A 16,542-nucleotide genomic window follows, 5' to 3' on the forward strand; every position below is an offset into this window, starting at 1 on the left:
AAAATACAAAGGAAAAATAGGAAATTTTTAAAGTAAGCAAGCTCACAAGAGAATTTCTCTTTTTAACACAGCATTTAGGGCGTGTTCAACTCCTTTCAAAGAATGTAGGGTAGTTTTTTATAGAAAAGGTGTTCAGTTACTATAAATAACCAAACTATCCTTTCTGTAGTTTAATCTTTTTAATTAGTCAGCGATTTAGAAGTCTCTCCTCAGCATACTCAATCATCTTCTCAGCTACTTCTTTATCGTAGTTAAAGCCCATCTTGTTAGCAAGGTATCGTGCCTCTTGGTGGAAAAGCTTCATTGTAGCAAACAATGACTGAGTAAGTTTCTCTACACTTGAGAAATCAAGCAGGTTCGAGAATTCTTTCTCTTTCTCAGCAGGTAAATAATTAAAGAGATACTTGTAGTTCTTTCCGATATCAACTTTCCCCCTATCACTTGTGACCTGCCAAGCTAAGACCTTCAGCAATTCTTGCTGACAAATACCGTAGAGATGGTCCGTCGCATAGATGACTTGATTGCGACAAATCCCTTTGACCACGTAGGCCGACACCCACCAAAATTCATTACAGGATTTTTCAAAATCCGTTTCAGTAGCTGGACTTGTCCAGTATCGCTCTAGATTTTGGGAACAGGGTTCAAATAAATGTTCTGGGTCTTCCAAAACAGTGAATCCTGCCTCACTATCCACCCACTCTTGAATGTGGGCTTTAGAGCAGAGAGTCAAATCAATCCGATTGCCATCTTCAAAGAGCATAAGATATAGACGACGATGGTCAAGAGCAACCTCTTGCTCAATAATGCGTTTGCCAAACTGGTCTAGCCAAGAAAGATTGCTTGTCAGATTAGCCAAATCATCCACGACATAAACAACATCATAGTCTTGAAATTCATCTTTTGGGGCCTTTGGGTTTGTCCGTGAACCAGACATGGCGACAGCTTTGACTTGTAAAGTTTTGGCAGTCTGTAAAATCAGATCTAGCATTTCTGTTTCAGCTCTCATGTTGATATCCATTCATTAAAAAGTGACTTAAAACACTGTCGCTTCTTCCAGCGTAAACTTGACATTATCCTCAATCCACTTACGTCGTGGCTCGACCTTATCCCCCATAAGGACATTGACGCGACGTTCGGCGCGAGCAAGATCTTCGATAGTGACACGAATGAGAGTTCGAGTTTCCGGATTCATGGTTGTTTCCCAGAGTTGATCCGCATTCATCTCTCCAAGCCCCTTGTAGCGTTGGAGTGTTGCACCTTTACCGAACTGTTTGCGAAGTTCTTCTAATTCGCCATCCGTCCATGCATAGGCTACTTCTTCTTTCTTGCCTTTGCCTTTGGACATCTTGTAAAGAGGCGGAAGGGCGATATAGACATGGCCTGCCTCAACTAGCGGACGCATGTAGCGATAAAAGAATGTTAAAAGAAGAGTCTGGATATGGGCACCGTCAGTATCCGCATCGGTCATGATAATAATCTTGTCATAGTTGGCATCTTCAATAGAAAAATCTGCTCCCACACCCGCACCGATTGTATAAATCATGGTGTTGATTTCTTCATTTTTGAGGATATCCGCCATCTTGGCTTTGGCTGTATTGATAACCTTACCACGAAGAGGCAAGATTGCCTGGAACTTGCGGTCACGGCCTTGTTTGGCAGAACCTCCGGCAGAATCCCCCTCGACTAGATAGAGTTCATTTTTAGCTGGATTCTTAGACTGGGCTGGGGTCAATTTCCCAGACAACAATCCCTTATCTTTCTTATTTTTCTTCCCATTTCGACTCTCATCACGCGCCTTACGTGCCGCTTCACGAGCATCACGGGCCTTGATGGCTTTGCGAATAAGATTTGAAGCTAATTCCCCATTTTCCATAAGGAAGAAAGTCAACTTATCAGCTACAATTCCATCCACAACTGGACGAGCCAGTGGGCTTCCCAATTTATCCTTTGTCTGACCTTCAAACTGGAGGTGTTCTTCAGGAACAAGGATAGAAAGAACGGCTGCTAGTCCTTCACGATAGTCTGACCCTTCAAGGTTTTTATCTTTTTCCTTGAGAAGCCCAGTCTTACGCGCATAGTCATTCATAACCTTGGTAATGGCAGACTTGAGTCCTGTCTCGTGCGTTCCACCGTCCTTGGTGCGAACGTTATTGACAAAGGATAGAATGTTATCTGAAAATCCGTCATTGTACTGGAGGGCCACTTCCACTTGGAAACCATTGTCTTCCCCTTCAAAGTAAAGAACTGGCGTTAAGGTCTCCTTGTCTTCGTTGAGGTAAGAAACAAAGTCTTGTACCCCATTTTCATAGTGGAATTCAATCGCTTCGTCTGTGCGTTTATCCGTTAGAGACAAGGTCACATTTTTTAAAAGAAAGGCTGACTCATTGAGGCGTTCTGAGATGGTATTGTACTTGAAATCTGTCGTAGAGAAGATCGTCGCATCAGGCATAAACGTAACCTTGGTACCTGTTTTAGACTTGGGCGCTGTACCGATTTTCTTCAAAGTCGTAACAGGTTTGCCACCATTTTCAAAACGTTGCTTGTAGATTGCACCGTCACGAGTGATTTCAACTTCTAGCCAGCTAGAAAGGGCGTTAACTACGGAAGAACCCACCCCGTGCAGACCACCTGATGTCTTATAACCACCTTGACCGAATTTCCCTCCGGCGTGGAGAATGGTAAAGATTACTTCAACCGTTGGGATTCCCATCGCGTGCATTCCAGTCGGCATCCCACGTCCGTGGTCTTGAACCGTTAAACTGCCGTCTTTATTAATGGTCACATCAATACGGTCACCAAATCCAGACAAGGCTTCATCGACAGCATTATCGACGATTTCCCAGACGAGATGATGAAGACCTGCCCCATCAGTCGATCCGATATACATCCCTGGACGTTTACGGACGGCATCCAACCCTTCTAGCACCTGAATGGCGTCATCATTATAATTGTTAATATTGATTTCCTTTTTTGACACAAGGAACCTCCTATTCGTTCATCTTTACTATTCTACAGGTTTTCTAAGGATTTTGCAAAATTTTTCTTTCTCCGCTGTGACAATTTCAGAAGAGATTCTCTGCCTTTCTTCTCCATTTCATGATATAATAGGAGTATGATTACAATAGTTTTATTAATCCTAGCCTATCTGCTGGGTTCGATTCCGTCTGGTCTCTGGATTGGACAAGTATTCTTTCAAATCAATCTGCGCGAGCATGGTTCTGGTAACACTGGAACGACCAATACCTTCCGCATTTTAGGCAAGAAAGCTGGTATGGCAACCTTTGTGATTGACTTTTTCAAAGGAACCCTAGCAACCCTTCTTCCGATTATGTTTCATCTGCAAGGCGTTTCGCCTCTCATCTTTGGACTTTTGGCTGTTATTGGACATACCTTTCCTATCTTTGCAGGATTTAAGGGTGGTAAGGCTGTCGCAACCAGTGCAGGTGTGATTTTCGGATTTGCGCCTATCTTCTGTCTCTACCTTGCGGTTGTTTTCTTTGGAACCCTCTATCTAGGTAGTATGATTTCGCTGTCTAGTGTCACAGCATCTATCGCGGCTGTCATCGGAGTTCTACTCTTTCCACTTTTTGGTTTTATTTTGAGTAACTATGACCCTCTCTTCATCGCCATTATCCTAGCTCTTGCTAGTTTGATTATCATTCGTCATAAGGATAATATCACACGTATCAAAAATAAAACTGAAAATCTTGTCCCTTGGGGATTGAACTTAATCCATCAAAATCCTAAAAAATAAAACGCCAGTTTGAACAGAACTGACGTTTTTTTGTATGCTTATTTTGATTTGATATAGTTGATACCATCTGCTTTTGGTGCGACTGCTTTTCCAAAGAAGGCTGCCAAGACAAGAATTGTCAAAACATAAGGTGCAATTTGAAGATAAACCGCAGGCACTCCTTGTAGGAATGGCAATTGAGAACCAATAACAGCTAAACTTTGTGAAAGTCCAAAGAAGAGACTTGAAAGCATAGCTCCGATTGGATTCCATTTCCCAAAGATCATCGCAGCAAGGGCGATAAATCCAGGTCCAACAATAGTTGTCACTGAGAAGTTAACTGAGATGGATTGAGCATAAATCGCTCCGCCAATTCCACCTAGGAAACCTGAAATGATAACCCCTAAATATCTCATTTTGTAGACGTTGATTCCCAATGTGTCCGCTGCTTGCGGATGTTCACCTACAGAGCGGAGACGAAGACCAAAGCGGGTCTTGAAGAGGATAAACCAAGCAAGGAATGAGAAGGCAATCGCGATATAACCTAGCAGACTTGTTGATTTGAAGAAAATATCACCAATCACTGGGATATTTGCCAAGACTGGGAAGTCAAAGCGTCCAAAAGTCTGACTTAAGTTATCTGTTTGTCCTTTATTATAAAGAACTTTCACTAAGAAAACAGCCAAGGAAGGCGCCATCAAGTTCAATACTGTACCGCTGACAACATGATCTGCACGGAAATGAACTGTTGCTGCTGCGTGGATGATAGAAAAGATTCCCCCTACCAATCCTGCAACTAACAAAGATAGCCATGGAGTTGCTGCTCCAAATTGTTCTGCAAATTCAAGGTTAAAGACAACTCCAGAAAAGGCACCCATAACCATAATTCCTTCAAGGCCGACGTTTACGATACCACCACGTTCAGAGAAAACACCACCAATACTTGTAAAGATGAGGGGAGCTGAGTAAATCAGCATAGAAGACACCAAGAGGGTGAGCAAGGTTGTAATAGACATCTTTACTTACCTCCTTTAACTTGTTTTTTCGGTTTGACAAAGCGTTCGATAAGGTAATGAACACTGACAAAGAAGATAATAGACGCTGTTACAATGCTGACAAGCTCAGACGGTACCTGCGCCGCATTCATACCTGGGGCTCCAACTTGGAGAACACCAAATAGGAAGGCTGCAAAGAGAATACCAATTGGTGAGTTGGCCGCAAGCAGACTAACCGCCATCCCGTTAAATCCGACAGCTAAAGATGCCCCTTGAACATAGACGTTCTGGAAGGTTCCAAGCCCTTCAACAGCTCCACCAAGACCTGCCAAAGCACCTGAAATAATCATTGAGAGGATAATCGTTCTTTTTGCAGAAATACCAGCATATTCTGAAGCATGTGGATTAAGACCAACTGCACGAATTTCAAAACCAAGAGTCGTTTTCTTGAGCATGAACCAAATAACTACAACGGCAATGATAGCAAAGAAAATACCAATATTCATCCGTGAGTTACCAGTCAACTCAGACAACCAAGGTGTCTGGTAGGTTGCATTAGCCCCAACACGAATGGTCGAATCTGTACTTTGCATGAAGTCTTTAGGGAAGGCATGGATAAAGGCATTCCCTACATACAAAACGATGTAGTTCATCATGATGGTTACGATAACCTCTGACGTCCCTAGATAGGCTCTCAGAATACCTGGAATCGCTCCGACAATTCCTCCCGCAATCAAAGCAATCACGATAGTTGCTAGAATCATCAAGGGACGCGGCATATCTGGATGCGACAAGGCAAACCAACCACTAAGAATCCAACCTGCCAAAGCCTGACCAGGAAGTCCAACGTTAAAGAAACCTGCACGACTGGCAACAGCAAAACCAAGACCAATCAAGACCAAAGGCCCCATAGCACGGAAGATTTCCCCAATCCCACGTAAGCTACCAAAGGCTGTATAGAACAATTCTTCGTAGCCCCAAATAGCATCATAACCGAAGATCCACATGACAATGGCTCCGAGTAAAATTCCTAGGAAGACAGAAATCAAGGGAACCGAAATTTGTTGTAATTTTTTAGACATCACTCTTCTCCTTTCCCAAGTTTCCACCAGCCATCAAGACACCAAGTTCTTGTTTATTGGTTGTTTCTGGTGATACAATACCTTGAATCTTACCATCGTGGATAACGGCAATACGGTCTGAGACGTTTAAAATCTCATCCAATTCAAAGCTGACAACAAGGACAGCCTTCCCATTATCACGCTCTTCAATCAAGCGTTTGTGGATATATTCAATGGCGCCGACATCCAACCCACGAGTTGGCTGGCTGACGATAAGGAGATCAGGATCACGATCAATTTCACGAGCAATAATTGCTTTTTGTTGATTTCCTCCTGAGAGTGCTGCTGCAGGAACAAATTCACTGGCAGCACGAACATCAAACTCTTCCATTAGCTTTTTAGCATAAGAAGTAATATTTGAATAGTTCAAAATTCCATTTTTACTATGTGGTTCTTTATAGTAGGTTTGAAGGGCAATATTTTCAGAAATCATCATTTCCAAAATCAAACCATCACGGTGACGATCTTCTGGAACGTGCCCAACACTCAACTCTGTAATCTGACGTGGGTGCAAGCCTACAATTGAATCTCCTTTTAGCTCAATGCCTCCAGATTCAACCTTGCGAAGACCTGTGATGGCTTGAATCAGTTCAGACTGACCATTTCCATCAATCCCCGCAATCCCAACAATCTCTCCAGCACGAACATCCAAGGATAGATTTTTCACAGCTGGGACACCGCGGTTTTCATTGACCACCAAGTCTTTAATAGACAAGACCACTTCTTTTGGTTGAGAGACTTGCTTCTCTGTTTTAAAGGAAACAGAACGACCTACCATCATTTCTGCCAAATCAGCATTGGTAGCCCCTGCAATTTCGACAGTTTCAATTGATTTTCCACGACGGATAACTGTAACGCGGTCAGAAACTGCTCGAATCTCATCCAACTTGTGGGTGATCAAGATAATTGATTTTCCTTCTTTGACAAGATTTTTCATAATAGCCATCAACTCATCAATTTCTGATGGAGTCAAGACAGCCGTTGGTTCGTCAAAGATAAGGATATCAGCCCCCCGATAAAGGGTTTTTAAAATTTCTACACGTTGTTGGGCTCCAACTGAGATGTCTGCCACTTTAGCAGAAGGATCAACAGCTAAGCCATAACGTTCAGAAAGAGCCTTGATTTCTTTGCTAGCTCCAGCGATATCTAATACACCATTTTTAGTTAATTCACTACCTAAAATGATGTTTTCAGCCACTGTAAAAGCTTCTACCAACATAAAGTGCTGGTGAACCATTCCGATTCCCAAGCTAGCTGCTTTAGATGGTGAATCGAGGTTGACAACTTGACCGTTGACCACAATTTCACCACTGGTTGGTTCAAGAAGCCCTGCTAACATGTTCATGAGCGTGGACTTTCCAGCCCCATTTTCTCCTAAAAGTGCATGAATTTCACCTTTTCGTAGGTGCAAGTTGATTTTGTCGTTGGCAACAAATTCACCAAACACCTTGGTAATATCACGCATCTCAATGACATTTTCGTGTGCCATGTGCTCTTCCTTTCAGAGTCTTATTTTATTTCAATAAAACTTGCTAGTTTCTCTAGTAGCAAGCTTTACTGAGACAAAATGACTTTGCCTCAACTCTTAAAAAAGCGGCCGAGGGCCGCTTCCTAAGAAATGACTTCCATCCATTATTTTTCAGGAACTTTTACGCTTCCATCAAGGATTTTAGCTTTTGCATCTTCAACAGCTTTTTTACCTTCTTCTGAAAGGTTTGTTACTGCCAAGTCAACCCCTTTATCTTTCAATGAGTAAACGATCACTTGACCGCCAGGGAATTCACCTTTTTCTGCCTTGTTAGCAATATCTTTTACAGTTGTACCAACTTGTTTCAAAGTAGATACAAGAACAAAGTTTGATTCTTTTCCATCTTTAGAAGTGTATTTGCCTTCTGCTACTTGGTCACGGTCAACACCGATAACCCAAACTTTTTCCCCTTCAGGACGGCTTTCGTTGAGTGATTTTGCTTCTGCAAAGACACCAGCACCTGTTCCACCTGCTGCTTGGTAAACAACGTCTGCACCAGCTGCGTATTGTGCAGCTGCAATTGTTTTACCTTTAGCAGCATCACCAAATGAACCAGCGTAGTCAACTTGTACTTTGATAGATGGGTCTACTGATTCAACACCTGCTTTAAATCCAGCTGCAAAACGTGAGATAACTTCAGATTCAATACCACCTACAAAACCAACTTGTTTTGTTTTAGTTGTTTTAGCCGCTGCAACACCTGCAAGGTAAGCCGCTTCATTATCAGCAAATGTTACACTAGCAACATTCTTTTGATCTTTAATCACATCATCAATCAAGACATAGTTCAAGTCAGAGTGGTCTTTTGCTGCTTCTTCAACCGCATTGTGAAGGGCAAAACCAACACCGAAGATTAGGTTGTAGCTTCCAGCCGCTTGTTGCAAGTTGTTAGCGTAGTCAGCTTCACTTGTTGATTGGAAGTAAGTGAAACCTTTATCTTTTGAAAGATTGTGTTCTTTACCCCAGTCTTGCAAACCTTCCCAAGCTGATTGGTTGAATGATTTGTCATCAACACCACCAGTATCAGTGACGATTGCTGCTTTTGTCTTCACATCAGAAGATGAAGCTGCGTTACGAGAAGAGCGGTTACCACATGCAGCAAGTCCAACTGCTGCCACTGCAACTAGACCAAGGCCTAGCCATTGTTTCTTGTTCATTACTGAACCTCCTAAATAAGATGTGCAACGATGTTGCAAGTATGGATTGGTTGGCCACAAGGACCGTGCCACTCAGAGAGCGACTCAGACTAGTTTAAGTCTGTAAAAGAGTATGGAAGTAACTCCCCGACCGTCATCTCGACCGTCGATTTATCTTTTGCGACTAAGGTCACTTTTAGATCTTGTTCAAAAAATTCAGCCATCACTTGGCGACAAGCACCACATGGCGAGATTGGTTTTTCAGTTTGTCCATAAACAATCAATTCGGAAAACTCTCTTTGGCCTTCGGAAACTGCTTTAAAAATCGCTGTACGCTCTCCGCAGTTGGTCAAAGGATAGCTAGCATTCTCAATATTGACACCTGTATAAGTGCTACCATCTTTTGTCACTAAAACAGCTCCGACTGGAAAATGAGAATAGGGCACATAGGCTTTCTTGCTGGTTTCAATTGCTAGTTCAATCAACTCAGTAGTCGCCATCTGCCAATTCTCCTTTTAAAATGGCTACCCCAGCTGACGTTCCGATACGAGTCGCACCTGCTTCAACAAAGGCAAGAGCATCTGCATAAGAACGAGCTCCACCAGCAGCCTTAACTCCCATATCAGGTCCAACTGTTTCACGCATTAATCTAACATCTGCTACTGTAGCGCCACCAGTTGAAAAGCCAGTAGATGTTTTAACAAAGTCAGCTCCCGCTTTTTGAGCTAATTGGCAGGCTACAACTTTTTCTTGGTCAGTCAGAAGGCAAGCTTCAATAATGACTTTCACTAACTTGTTACCACTTGCTTCCACAACCGCACAAATGTCCGATTCAACCAAATTAAGATTACCTGATTTGAGAGCTCCAACATTGATCACCATATCAATCTCATCTGCACCATTTTGGATAGCTTCCTTGGTTTCAAAAGCTTTCACAGCTGAAGTTGTTGCCCCCAAAGGGAAACCTACTACTGTACAGACCTTGACATCTGTGTCTTCAAGCCCTTTTTTAGCATGTTCAACCCAGGTCGGATTAACGCAAACACTGGCAAAATCATACTCTCTAGCTTCAGACAACAAACAATCAATTTGATTTTCTGTCGCATCTTGTTTCAAAAGTGTATGATCGATATATTTATTTAATTTCATATTCGGATTCTCCTGCAGTTTATGAGATGATTTCTATAATTTCTCGTAAACTTTGCACGCTATCATTTATTTTAACATATTTTTGAAAATCTGTAACTAGCTGAGGAGAAATTTTTCCATTTGTGTATACTTTTGCAACAATTTCTCCCTTTTGAACGGAATCTCCAACTTTCTTTTCAAAAACAATTCCTGTTTCATAGTCCAAGGCATCAGACTTGACTGCACGGCCTGCCCCCAGTCTCATAGCATAAAGCCCAAATTCCATAGCTGGAAGAGCTGAAATGACCCCCGTTTCCTGAGCAGGGATTTCCACCACATGGGCTACATTTACAGGACGATAGAGGTCTTCCAAGTCTCCACCCTGGGCTTGGACCATTTCCTCAAACTTAGCCAGTGCCTTGCCATTCTCAAGATGTTGGCGAACTTCTTCAACTGTCTTGTTAACATTTGCCAGACCAAGCATAATTTGAGCCAATTCGCATATAAAATGGGTAATATCCTGACGTCCTTGACCTTGTAAAATCTCCAGTGCTTCAAGAATTTCTAGACGATTTCCAATCGCTCGTCCCAAGGGCTGACTCATATCCGTAATCACTGCTACCGTCTTTCGACCAACTGCCTTACCAAGTTCCACCATGGTTTGAGCCAATTCACGCGCCTCATCAACCGTCTTCATGAAGGCACCCTCACCGACAGTCACGTCTAGCAAAATAGCATCCGCCCCTGCCGCGATTTTCTTGCTCATCACCGAACTCGCAATCAAAGGAATCGTGTCGACAGTTGCTGTCACATCACGGAGAGCGTAGAGAAGCTTATCCGCTTTGACCAGCTGATCTGATTGCCCAATGACAGATACACCAATATCCTGCACTTGTGCAATGAAATCCTCTTGACTGCGCTCAACTTGATAGCCCTTAATGGACTCCAATTTATCGATTGTTCCACCCGTATGGCCGAGCCCACGACCACTCATTTTTGCAACAGGCACACCAAAACTAGCAACAAGAGGAGCCAAAATCAAGGTCACCTTATCACCAACACCACCCGTAGAATGCTTGTCAACCTTAACCCCATCAATAGCAGATAAATCAAACTCTTGACCTGTCTGAACCATATTCATAGTTAGGTCTGAGATTTCTCGAGTCGTCATTCCTTTGAAATAGACAGCCATAGCAAAGGCAGACATCTGATAATCAGGAACCGTTCCTGACACATAGCCTTCAACTAGCCATTCAATTTCACTCGAGGTCAGTTCTTGCCCGTCTCGTTTCTTTTGGATTAAATCAACTGCTCTCATTCTTTCACACTTCTAAGGATGTAGTATCCCTTATCTTTTTTAACGACTTCACAATTGCCAAACACATCTTCCATCTTGGACTTAGCACTTGGAGCCCCCTGTTTTTTCTGGATAACGATTGTTAAATCCCCACCAGTTTCCAAGAAATCTTTACTTTTCTCAATGATTTCATGAACCACTTGCTTTCCTGCACGGATAGGAGGATTGGACATGACATGGTCAAATTTACCTTCAACTTGTTCATAGATGTTAGACTGGAAAATCGTCGCTTCTACTTTATTTCGTTCAGCATTTTGTCGGGCCAAATCCAAGGCACGATTATTAATATCGACCATGGTCGCCTGAACTCCATAAGCCTTAGCTAAGGACAACCCCAAAGGCCCGTAACCACAGCCTACATCAAGGACAGTTTCTCCTTGATTGACCTCAAGACACTTAAGCAAGAGTTGACTTCCAAAGTCAACCATTTTCTTGCTAAAAACACCCGCATCCGTCAAAAAGGTCATTTTTTCTCCCAACAAGTCCACTCTTAACTCATGAATGTCGTGAGCAGCATCAGGATTTTCTGCATAATACATTTTACTCATGAAACTATTTTACCATAATTTGACTTAAATTGTAAATCGTTTACAAATTGATCATAAAACAAAAAAGACTGAAGAAAGCTAGCCAAGAAGACATTTTCTTCAATCTCTTTCAACACTTATAAATAATAAGCCATTTAGAACTAGAAATATCATAATCAGGATAAAACAACAAATTTATCATCTATAATTAGGCTCATTTTTATGACTATTGCTTAACCTTCAGATACTTAATTATCAAGAGAATTCCCAACAGGATGTTTAGATAAAAGCCCAACTGATACGTTTTTGTCAGGATTTCCAAACTTGTCCAAAGTCGGATTAAATCTTCTAGCGACATGCGGAAGAAATAACCCTCTGTAGCAATCCATAGAACTAAAAAGACATAACTACCAGCAGCAAACCATTTCGTCCACCGTTTTTTTAGTAGGCAAGCAATCAAGAGCGAACAGATAAAAATAGCTGTTACAATAGCATGTTCCATCAAAAAAGTAAAACCGTAATAGATTTCCACAAAGCGTCTACCATTATCCGCATTCGCCCCTTTTATAAAAGGTAGTGCAAAACTTAAAATAAAACAAAGTTCCAATATGTAACGTTTTAAGATTTTCATAGTACACCTCCTATAAGTTGTAACCCTCAAAGCCTCCCTTATTAGCTTATAAGTCAGGATAAACCAGCTCCTACTTCATCAATAAATTGTTCATCCTCTATCTACCTCTATTATACGATATTGGCTTACTATCATCAAGAAACCGCTTTATTTTTTTAGCTTTTTATGGTATGATAGACAAAATATCTAGGGGAAAATAAATGACCAACGAATTTTTACATTTTGAAAAAATCAGCCGCCAGACTTGGCAATCTTTACATCGAAAGACGACACCTCCTTTGACAGAAGAGGAATTAGAATCCATCAAGAGTTTTAATGATCAGATTAGCCTGCAGGATGTTACCGATGTCTATCTTCCCCTAGCCCATCTCATCCAGATTTACAAGCGTACCAAGGATGATTTGGCCTTCTCAAAAGGAATTTTCCTTCAACGTGAAAGCAAATCCCAACCTTTTATCATTGGGGTTTCTGGTAGTGTTGCCGTTGGAAAATCCACAACCAGTCGCCTACTTCAAATCCTACTGTCTCGTACGCTTACAGATGCTAGGGTTGAGTTGGTAACAACTGATGGCTTTCTCTATCCCAACCAGACCTTGATTGAGCAAGGGATTTTAAATCGTAAGGGATTTCCTGAAAGCTATGATATGGAAGCTCTTCTCAACTTCTTGGATCGCATCAAAAATGGACAAGATGTAGATATACCTGTCTATTCTCATGAAGTCTACGACATCGTACCTGAGGAAAAACAAAGCGTCAAAGTTGCTGACTTTGTAATTGTTGAGGGGATTAATGTCTTTCAGAATCCACAAAACGAGCGTCTCTATATCACTGACTTCTTTGACTTTTCCATCTATGTTGATGCTGCAGTGGATGACATTGGGAGTTGGTATCTGGATCGTTTCTTGAAAATGCTGAGCCTAGCCCAAAACGACCCTGATAGCTACTATTATCGTTTTACTCAAATGCCGATTGGGGAAGTGGAAGCTTTTGCCCATCAGGTCTGGACTAGTATCAATCTCACAAATCTACAAAATTATATTGAACCAACTAGAAATCGTGCAGAAGTAATTCTTCATAAAACAAAGAACCATGAAATCGATGAAATTTACTTAAAAAAATAATTTTCCCTTGTCAAAACGTGAGTTTTCAGATATAATGGTATAGTTAGTAAATATGGAGGTAAGAACATTGGCAAACATTAAATCAGCTATCAAACGCGCTGAATTGAACGTTAAACAAAACGAAAAGAACTCAGCTCAAAAATCAGCTATGCGTACTGCTATCAAAGCTTTCGAAGCAAACCCATCTGAAGAACTTTTCCGTGCTGCTAGCTCAGCTATCGATAAAGCAGAAACTAAAGGTTTGATTCACAAAAACAAAGCAAGCCGCGACAAAGCTCGTCTTTCAGCTAAACTTGCTAAATAAGAAACAGTCCATAGAGGCTGTTTTTTTGTCCTCAAATAGGAAAAGGTAGAAAATGAAAATCGCGATTATTGGATATTCTGGTGCTGGTAAGTCAACTCTAGCAGAAAAGTTGTCTCACTACTACTCCATCCCAAAACTTCACATGGACACACTCCAATTTCAACCTGGTTGGCAAGACAGTGACCGTGAATGGATGTTGACCGAGATGAAAAACTTTCTCACCAAGCAGGAATCTTGGGTTATTGATGGCAACTACTCTTGGTGTTTCTATGAGGAAAGAATGAAAGAAGCAGATCAAATCATCTTTCTAAATTTCTCTCGATGGAATTGTTTGTTAAGAGCCTTTAAGCGCTATTTAAAATACAAAGGAAAAGTCAGAGAAAGTATGGCCACAGGTTGTCCTGAGCGTTTTGACTGGGAATTTATCCGCTGGATTCTTTGGGATGGACGAACAAAAAATGCTAAAGAAAGATACCAACACTTAAGCAATACTTACCCAGAAAAGTTGCGTATTCTTTATTCTCAAGCAGAGATTGATTGTTTCTTGCAATCTCTTAAAAATAGACGATAGAGTAACGTTTCATTAAGGTCAGCATGGGCTGAATGACTAAAAAAGGAAGATTTTCATCCAGAAAATTTTCCTTTTGTGTTTTCTTTTATTCTGCAATCAAGGTTTCTAATCCAACCTTCATCATATCGGTGAAGGTATTTTGGCGTTCTTCTGCAGTTGTATCTTCGTCTGGATTAACCAAACTATCAGAGATAGTCATAATAGCAAGGGCATCAACATGGTGTTTGGCTGCCAGATAGTAAAGTGCTGCTGCTTCCATTTCCACAGCCTTGACTCCCCATTTACCAAGTTCGATGTTCTTTTCAAAGTAGTTTGAATAAAAGACATCTGAAGACAAAACATTTCCAACATGGGTTGTCATACCGAGTTCTTTAGCAATATGGTAGGCCTTGTCTAGCAAATCAAAGCTAGCGATTTGTGGAAAATCGTACTGTGGCCAATCGTTACGTACGATGTTTGAGTTTGTTGCAGCAGCCTGTGCCAAGACCAATTCACGAACGTGAACATCTTCATTCAAAGAACCTGCAGTTCCCACACGGATTAATTTCTTCACACCGTAGTCAACAATCAACTCACGCGCATAAATCGAAATAGATGGCATTCCCATCCCAGTTCCCATGACAGAAACACGGTGTCCCTTGTAAGTACCAGTATAACCAAACATGTTACGAACTTCGTTAAAACAAACAGCATCTTCAAGGAAGTTCTCCGCAATAAACTTAGCACGAAGAGGATCCCCAGGAAGAAGAATCTTATCAGCAATTTCACCCTGCTGAGCAGCAATATGGATAGACATAATTTATGATACAAAGAGCGACAAGAAAAAGACTGAAAATTAGGAATCTGACGAGAAATCCTGATTTCTCAGTCAGATTATCTATTTTCCGAGTTTTCCGCTCGTGTTCAAATTAGAACACACGCTCTACCTTTCTTTTTTATATGTTTCTATTATATACTTTTATTTTTATATTTTATAGCTAGGAAAAATCGGATTCAATCAAGACTCCAATAAGCCTACTTCATTCTTATTTAAAACAGTTATAAATAAATTGAAAGTTTTTTTAATCTTTTAAATCAAATCATTGACTAGAAGAAATGGGCATTTCCTACCTAATTACTTTATTCTTTGACTTCTGACACAGTATGCTCCCCCAAGGAAAGCTATCTAACATTTTTGCAAAGTCATAAGCTAGGAAAGCCGTTATTAAGAGATAAGGAAGAGAATCTAAACCTATCCCCGTGAAGCCTATTACTAATCCAGTTGCAGACAAGGGAGCCCTCAAGGTCACAGATAAAAAGCAAACAGATCCCAAAAGCAACATGGTTAACTGACTATCTCCACCTAGAATTATGCCAAGGAGGGCAGCTCCAGCTATCCCCAAAGCAAAAGATGGAGTAAGTGTACCACCATAGGCCCCTGCCCAAAGAGTAATAAGAACGACCAATGCTTTTAGGATAAACAAGAGGAGTACTGTTTTGCCACTACTACCATTCAATACTTCCTGAGCCATCATCCGTCCATTTCCAAGTAGATGTGGAAAATAACTTGCCAATCCAACAAGAAAAAGAAAAGCTGTAGGCAATGCGAGAAGTACTCGTTTATCTTTTATTCTGTTTGAAGACGCTGCCTTACTTAAGCGACCAAAAAGCCAAGCTAGTGGGGTTAAGAAAAGAAGTAATAAGGGAATAATCCATATTTCCTTTAATGACCACGTGATGGCTGAAATCTGGTAGAGAGCCTGATCTGAAATAACCAAGCCTGCTATATAGGTTGAGATATAGGTAGTCAAACCGACTAAGACAAATCGTTTAATAGATAGAGCAATTCCTAGGGTTTCAAAAACAAAGAAGACGCTCGTTAATGGAACCTGATAGACAGCTGCTAAACCAGCACCAGCACCACAAGCAAGGAGAAAAATACGATCCTTTATAGACAGTATACATATATTTCCAATTGGTCCTGCAAATAGAGTCCCAATCTCTCGTGGCGCAGCTTCTTTACCAATAGGTGCTCCCCCTCCAACTGCAATGATCTGCCAAATTGAATGAAATAGCTGTCTTAAAAAATGAAGCTTGTATTGTGCAGTCTCATCCTTCATCTGAGCTTTTATGGAATAAATCTTCGACCCTTTTTGCAAGAAATACCAGACCAAGGCTGAGCCAAGACCCACGATTATTAAACTTAATCCTATCCGTGACGAGGAAACTCCATCTGTCAAAAATCCAGTATGATGCTCTGACTGACCAAAAGCTAGACTCTCTACCATCTCTAAAAGATAATGGAGAAATATACCAGATAAACCAGTAACTATTCCTTGTAGAATTACTGCTAGGAATAATCTAAAATTATAAGGAATCTTTCGAAAAAATCTCCTCGATTCTTTTAACAT

At 41.2% G+C, this 16,542-nt stretch carries 17 protein-coding genes; 4 read left to right on the forward strand and 13 right to left on the reverse strand.

All coding sequences use genetic code 11. From position 1 onward, the window contains the following. Nucleotides 1-187 precede the first annotated feature (187 nt). Nucleotides 188-1,006: an aminoglycoside 6-adenylyltransferase gene (locus ACERDH_RS02695; protein ID WP_386682340.1), complete on the reverse strand. Its 819-nt coding sequence runs from the start codon at nucleotides 1,004-1,006 to the stop codon at nucleotides 188-190. 27 nt (nucleotides 1,007-1,033) lie between these two features. After that, a complete protein-coding gene (parE, locus tag ACERDH_RS02700) occupies nucleotides 1,034-2,977 on the reverse strand; it encodes a DNA topoisomerase IV subunit B (protein ID WP_004261495.1) in 1,944 nt (647 codons plus the stop codon). Nucleotides 2,978-3,112: 135 nt separating this feature from the next. Here parE and plsY point away from each other — a divergent pair, with 135 nt between their 5' ends. Continuing rightward, a complete protein-coding gene (gene plsY, locus ACERDH_RS02705) occupies nucleotides 3,113-3,754 on the forward strand; it encodes a glycerol-3-phosphate 1-O-acyltransferase PlsY (RefSeq protein WP_269794850.1) in 642 nt (213 codons plus the stop codon). Nucleotides 3,755-3,792: 38 nt separating this feature from the next. On the opposite strand, the gene ACERDH_RS02710 is transcribed toward plsY, so the two are convergent. The 9 genes from ACERDH_RS02710 to ACERDH_RS02750 all read right to left on the reverse strand — a co-directional run bounded on the left by ACERDH_RS02710 (nucleotide 3,793) and on the right by ACERDH_RS02750 (nucleotide 12,156). Further along, nucleotides 3,793-4,749 (reverse strand): ABC transporter permease, encoded by a 957-nt coding sequence (locus ACERDH_RS02710; protein WP_386682336.1) that lies wholly within the window; start codon nucleotides 4,747-4,749, stop codon nucleotides 3,793-3,795. Nucleotides 4,750-4,751: 2 nt separating this feature from the next. Then, the gene (locus ACERDH_RS02715; RefSeq protein WP_020900232.1) at nucleotides 4,752-5,810 is read right to left on the reverse strand and encodes an ABC transporter permease; all 1,059 of its coding nucleotides are present in this window, start codon (nucleotides 5,808-5,810) and stop codon (nucleotides 4,752-4,754) included. Beyond that, the gene (locus ACERDH_RS02720) at nucleotides 5,803-7,338 is read right to left on the reverse strand and encodes an ABC transporter ATP-binding protein (RefSeq protein WP_386682333.1); all 1,536 of its coding nucleotides are present in this window, start codon (nucleotides 7,336-7,338) and stop codon (nucleotides 5,803-5,805) included. Before ACERDH_RS02720 ends, ACERDH_RS02715 begins: the two co-directional genes overlap by 8 nt. 143 nt (nucleotides 7,339-7,481) lie before the next feature. Continuing rightward, nucleotides 7,482-8,534, reverse strand: a complete 1,053-nt coding sequence (locus ACERDH_RS02725) for a BMP family lipoprotein (RefSeq protein ID WP_261031453.1) — start codon at nucleotides 8,532-8,534, stop codon at nucleotides 7,482-7,484. 89 nt (nucleotides 8,535-8,623) lie between these two features. Beyond that, nucleotides 8,624-9,013 (reverse strand): cytidine deaminase, encoded by a 390-nt coding sequence (locus tag ACERDH_RS02730; RefSeq protein WP_033686672.1) that lies wholly within the window; start codon nucleotides 9,011-9,013, stop codon nucleotides 8,624-8,626. After that, nucleotides 9,000-9,662, reverse strand: coding sequence for a deoxyribose-phosphate aldolase (gene deoC / locus ACERDH_RS02735; protein WP_386682328.1), 663 nt, complete (start codon nucleotides 9,660-9,662; stop codon nucleotides 9,000-9,002). Before deoC ends, ACERDH_RS02730 begins: the two co-directional genes overlap by 14 nt. A gap of 19 nt (nucleotides 9,663-9,681) precedes the next feature. Then, complete coding sequence (locus tag ACERDH_RS02740) at nucleotides 9,682-10,959, reverse strand: pyrimidine-nucleoside phosphorylase (protein WP_386682325.1); 1,278 nt, start codon at nucleotides 10,957-10,959, stop codon at nucleotides 9,682-9,684. Further along, complete coding sequence (locus ACERDH_RS02745) at nucleotides 10,956-11,546, reverse strand: class I SAM-dependent methyltransferase (RefSeq protein WP_386682322.1); 591 nt, start codon at nucleotides 11,544-11,546, stop codon at nucleotides 10,956-10,958. The genes ACERDH_RS02740 and ACERDH_RS02745 overlap by 4 nt, the downstream gene beginning before the upstream one ends. 205 nt (nucleotides 11,547-11,751) lie before the next feature. Then, nucleotides 11,752-12,156 carry a hypothetical protein gene (locus ACERDH_RS02750; protein ID WP_084926453.1) on the reverse strand — a complete coding sequence of 135 codons (405 nt, stop codon included), beginning with the start codon at nucleotides 12,154-12,156 and terminating at the stop codon, nucleotides 11,752-11,754. Between the two features lie 200 nt (nucleotides 12,157-12,356). Here ACERDH_RS02750 and coaA point away from each other — a divergent pair, with 200 nt between their 5' ends. From coaA to ACERDH_RS02765, 3 genes are all read left to right on the forward strand, one after another. After that, entirely contained in the window at nucleotides 12,357-13,277 is a 921-nt protein-coding gene (coaA, locus tag ACERDH_RS02755; protein WP_386682319.1) for a type I pantothenate kinase, read from the forward strand. Nucleotides 13,278-13,344: 67 nt separating this feature from the next. Further along, nucleotides 13,345-13,581: a 30S ribosomal protein S20 gene (rpsT, locus tag ACERDH_RS02760; RefSeq protein ID WP_001274000.1), complete on the forward strand. Its 237-nt coding sequence runs from the start codon at nucleotides 13,345-13,347 to the stop codon at nucleotides 13,579-13,581. 52 nt (nucleotides 13,582-13,633) lie between these two features. Beyond that, a complete protein-coding gene (locus ACERDH_RS02765) occupies nucleotides 13,634-14,152 on the forward strand; it encodes a DNA topology modulation protein (protein WP_386682316.1) in 519 nt (172 codons plus the stop codon). 85 nt (nucleotides 14,153-14,237) lie between these two features. Here ACERDH_RS02765 and deoD read toward each other — a convergent pair whose 3' ends face one another. Both deoD and ACERDH_RS02775 read right to left on the reverse strand, forming a co-directional pair. Next, complete coding sequence (gene deoD, locus ACERDH_RS02770) at nucleotides 14,238-14,948, reverse strand: purine-nucleoside phosphorylase (RefSeq protein WP_386682313.1); 711 nt, start codon at nucleotides 14,946-14,948, stop codon at nucleotides 14,238-14,240. Between the two features lie 310 nt (nucleotides 14,949-15,258). Beyond that, on the reverse strand, nucleotides 15,259-16,542 hold the full coding sequence (locus tag ACERDH_RS02775) for a chloride channel protein (RefSeq protein ID WP_386682310.1): 1,284 nt from the start codon (nucleotides 16,540-16,542) through the stop codon (nucleotides 15,259-15,261).

Origin of the sequence: Streptococcus bovismuti (assembly GCF_042436615.2) — a bacterium.
GTDB lineage: Bacteria > Bacillota > Bacilli > Lactobacillales > Streptococcaceae > Streptococcus.

Coding starts and splice junctions, on each gene's coding strand:
- ACERDH_RS02695 (WP_386682340.1), bottom strand. CDS start 1,006: ATGAGAGCTGAAACAGAAATGCTAGATCTGATTTTACAGACTGCCAAA.
- plsY (WP_269794850.1), top strand. CDS start 3,113: ATGATTACAATAGTTTTATTAATCCTAGCCTATCTGCTGGGTTCGATT.
- ACERDH_RS02710 (WP_386682336.1), bottom strand. CDS start 4,749: ATGTCTATTACAACCTTGCTCACCCTCTTGGTGTCTTCTATGCTGATT.
- ACERDH_RS02715 (WP_020900232.1), bottom strand. CDS start 5,810: ATGTCTAAAAAATTACAACAAATTTCGGTTCCCTTGATTTCTGTCTTC.
- ACERDH_RS02720 (WP_386682333.1), bottom strand. CDS start 7,338: ATGGCACACGAAAATGTCATTGAGATGCGTGATATTACCAAGGTGTTT.
- ACERDH_RS02725 (WP_261031453.1), bottom strand. CDS start 8,534: ATGAACAAGAAACAATGGCTAGGCCTTGGTCTAGTTGCAGTGGCAGCA.
- ACERDH_RS02730 (WP_033686672.1), bottom strand. CDS start 9,013: ATGGCGACTACTGAGTTGATTGAACTAGCAATTGAAACCAGCAAGAAA.
- deoC (WP_386682328.1), bottom strand. CDS start 9,662: ATGAAATTAAATAAATATATCGATCATACACTTTTGAAACAAGATGCG.
- ACERDH_RS02740 (WP_386682325.1), bottom strand. CDS start 10,959: ATGAGAGCAGTTGATTTAATCCAAAAGAAACGAGACGGGCAAGAACTG.
- ACERDH_RS02745 (WP_386682322.1), bottom strand. CDS start 11,546: ATGAGTAAAATGTATTATGCAGAAAATCCTGATGCTGCTCACGACATT.
- ACERDH_RS02750 (WP_084926453.1), bottom strand. CDS start 12,156: ATGAAAATCTTAAAACGTTACATATTGGAACTTTGTTTTATTTTAAGT.
- coaA (WP_386682319.1), top strand. CDS start 12,357: ATGACCAACGAATTTTTACATTTTGAAAAAATCAGCCGCCAGACTTGG.
- ACERDH_RS02765 (WP_386682316.1), top strand. CDS start 13,634: ATGAAAATCGCGATTATTGGATATTCTGGTGCTGGTAAGTCAACTCTA.
- deoD (WP_386682313.1), bottom strand. CDS start 14,948: ATGTCTATCCATATTGCTGCTCAGCAGGGTGAAATTGCTGATAAGATT.
- ACERDH_RS02775 (WP_386682310.1), bottom strand. CDS start 16,542: ATGTTAAAAGAATCGAGGAGATTTTTTCGAAAGATTCCTTATAATTTT.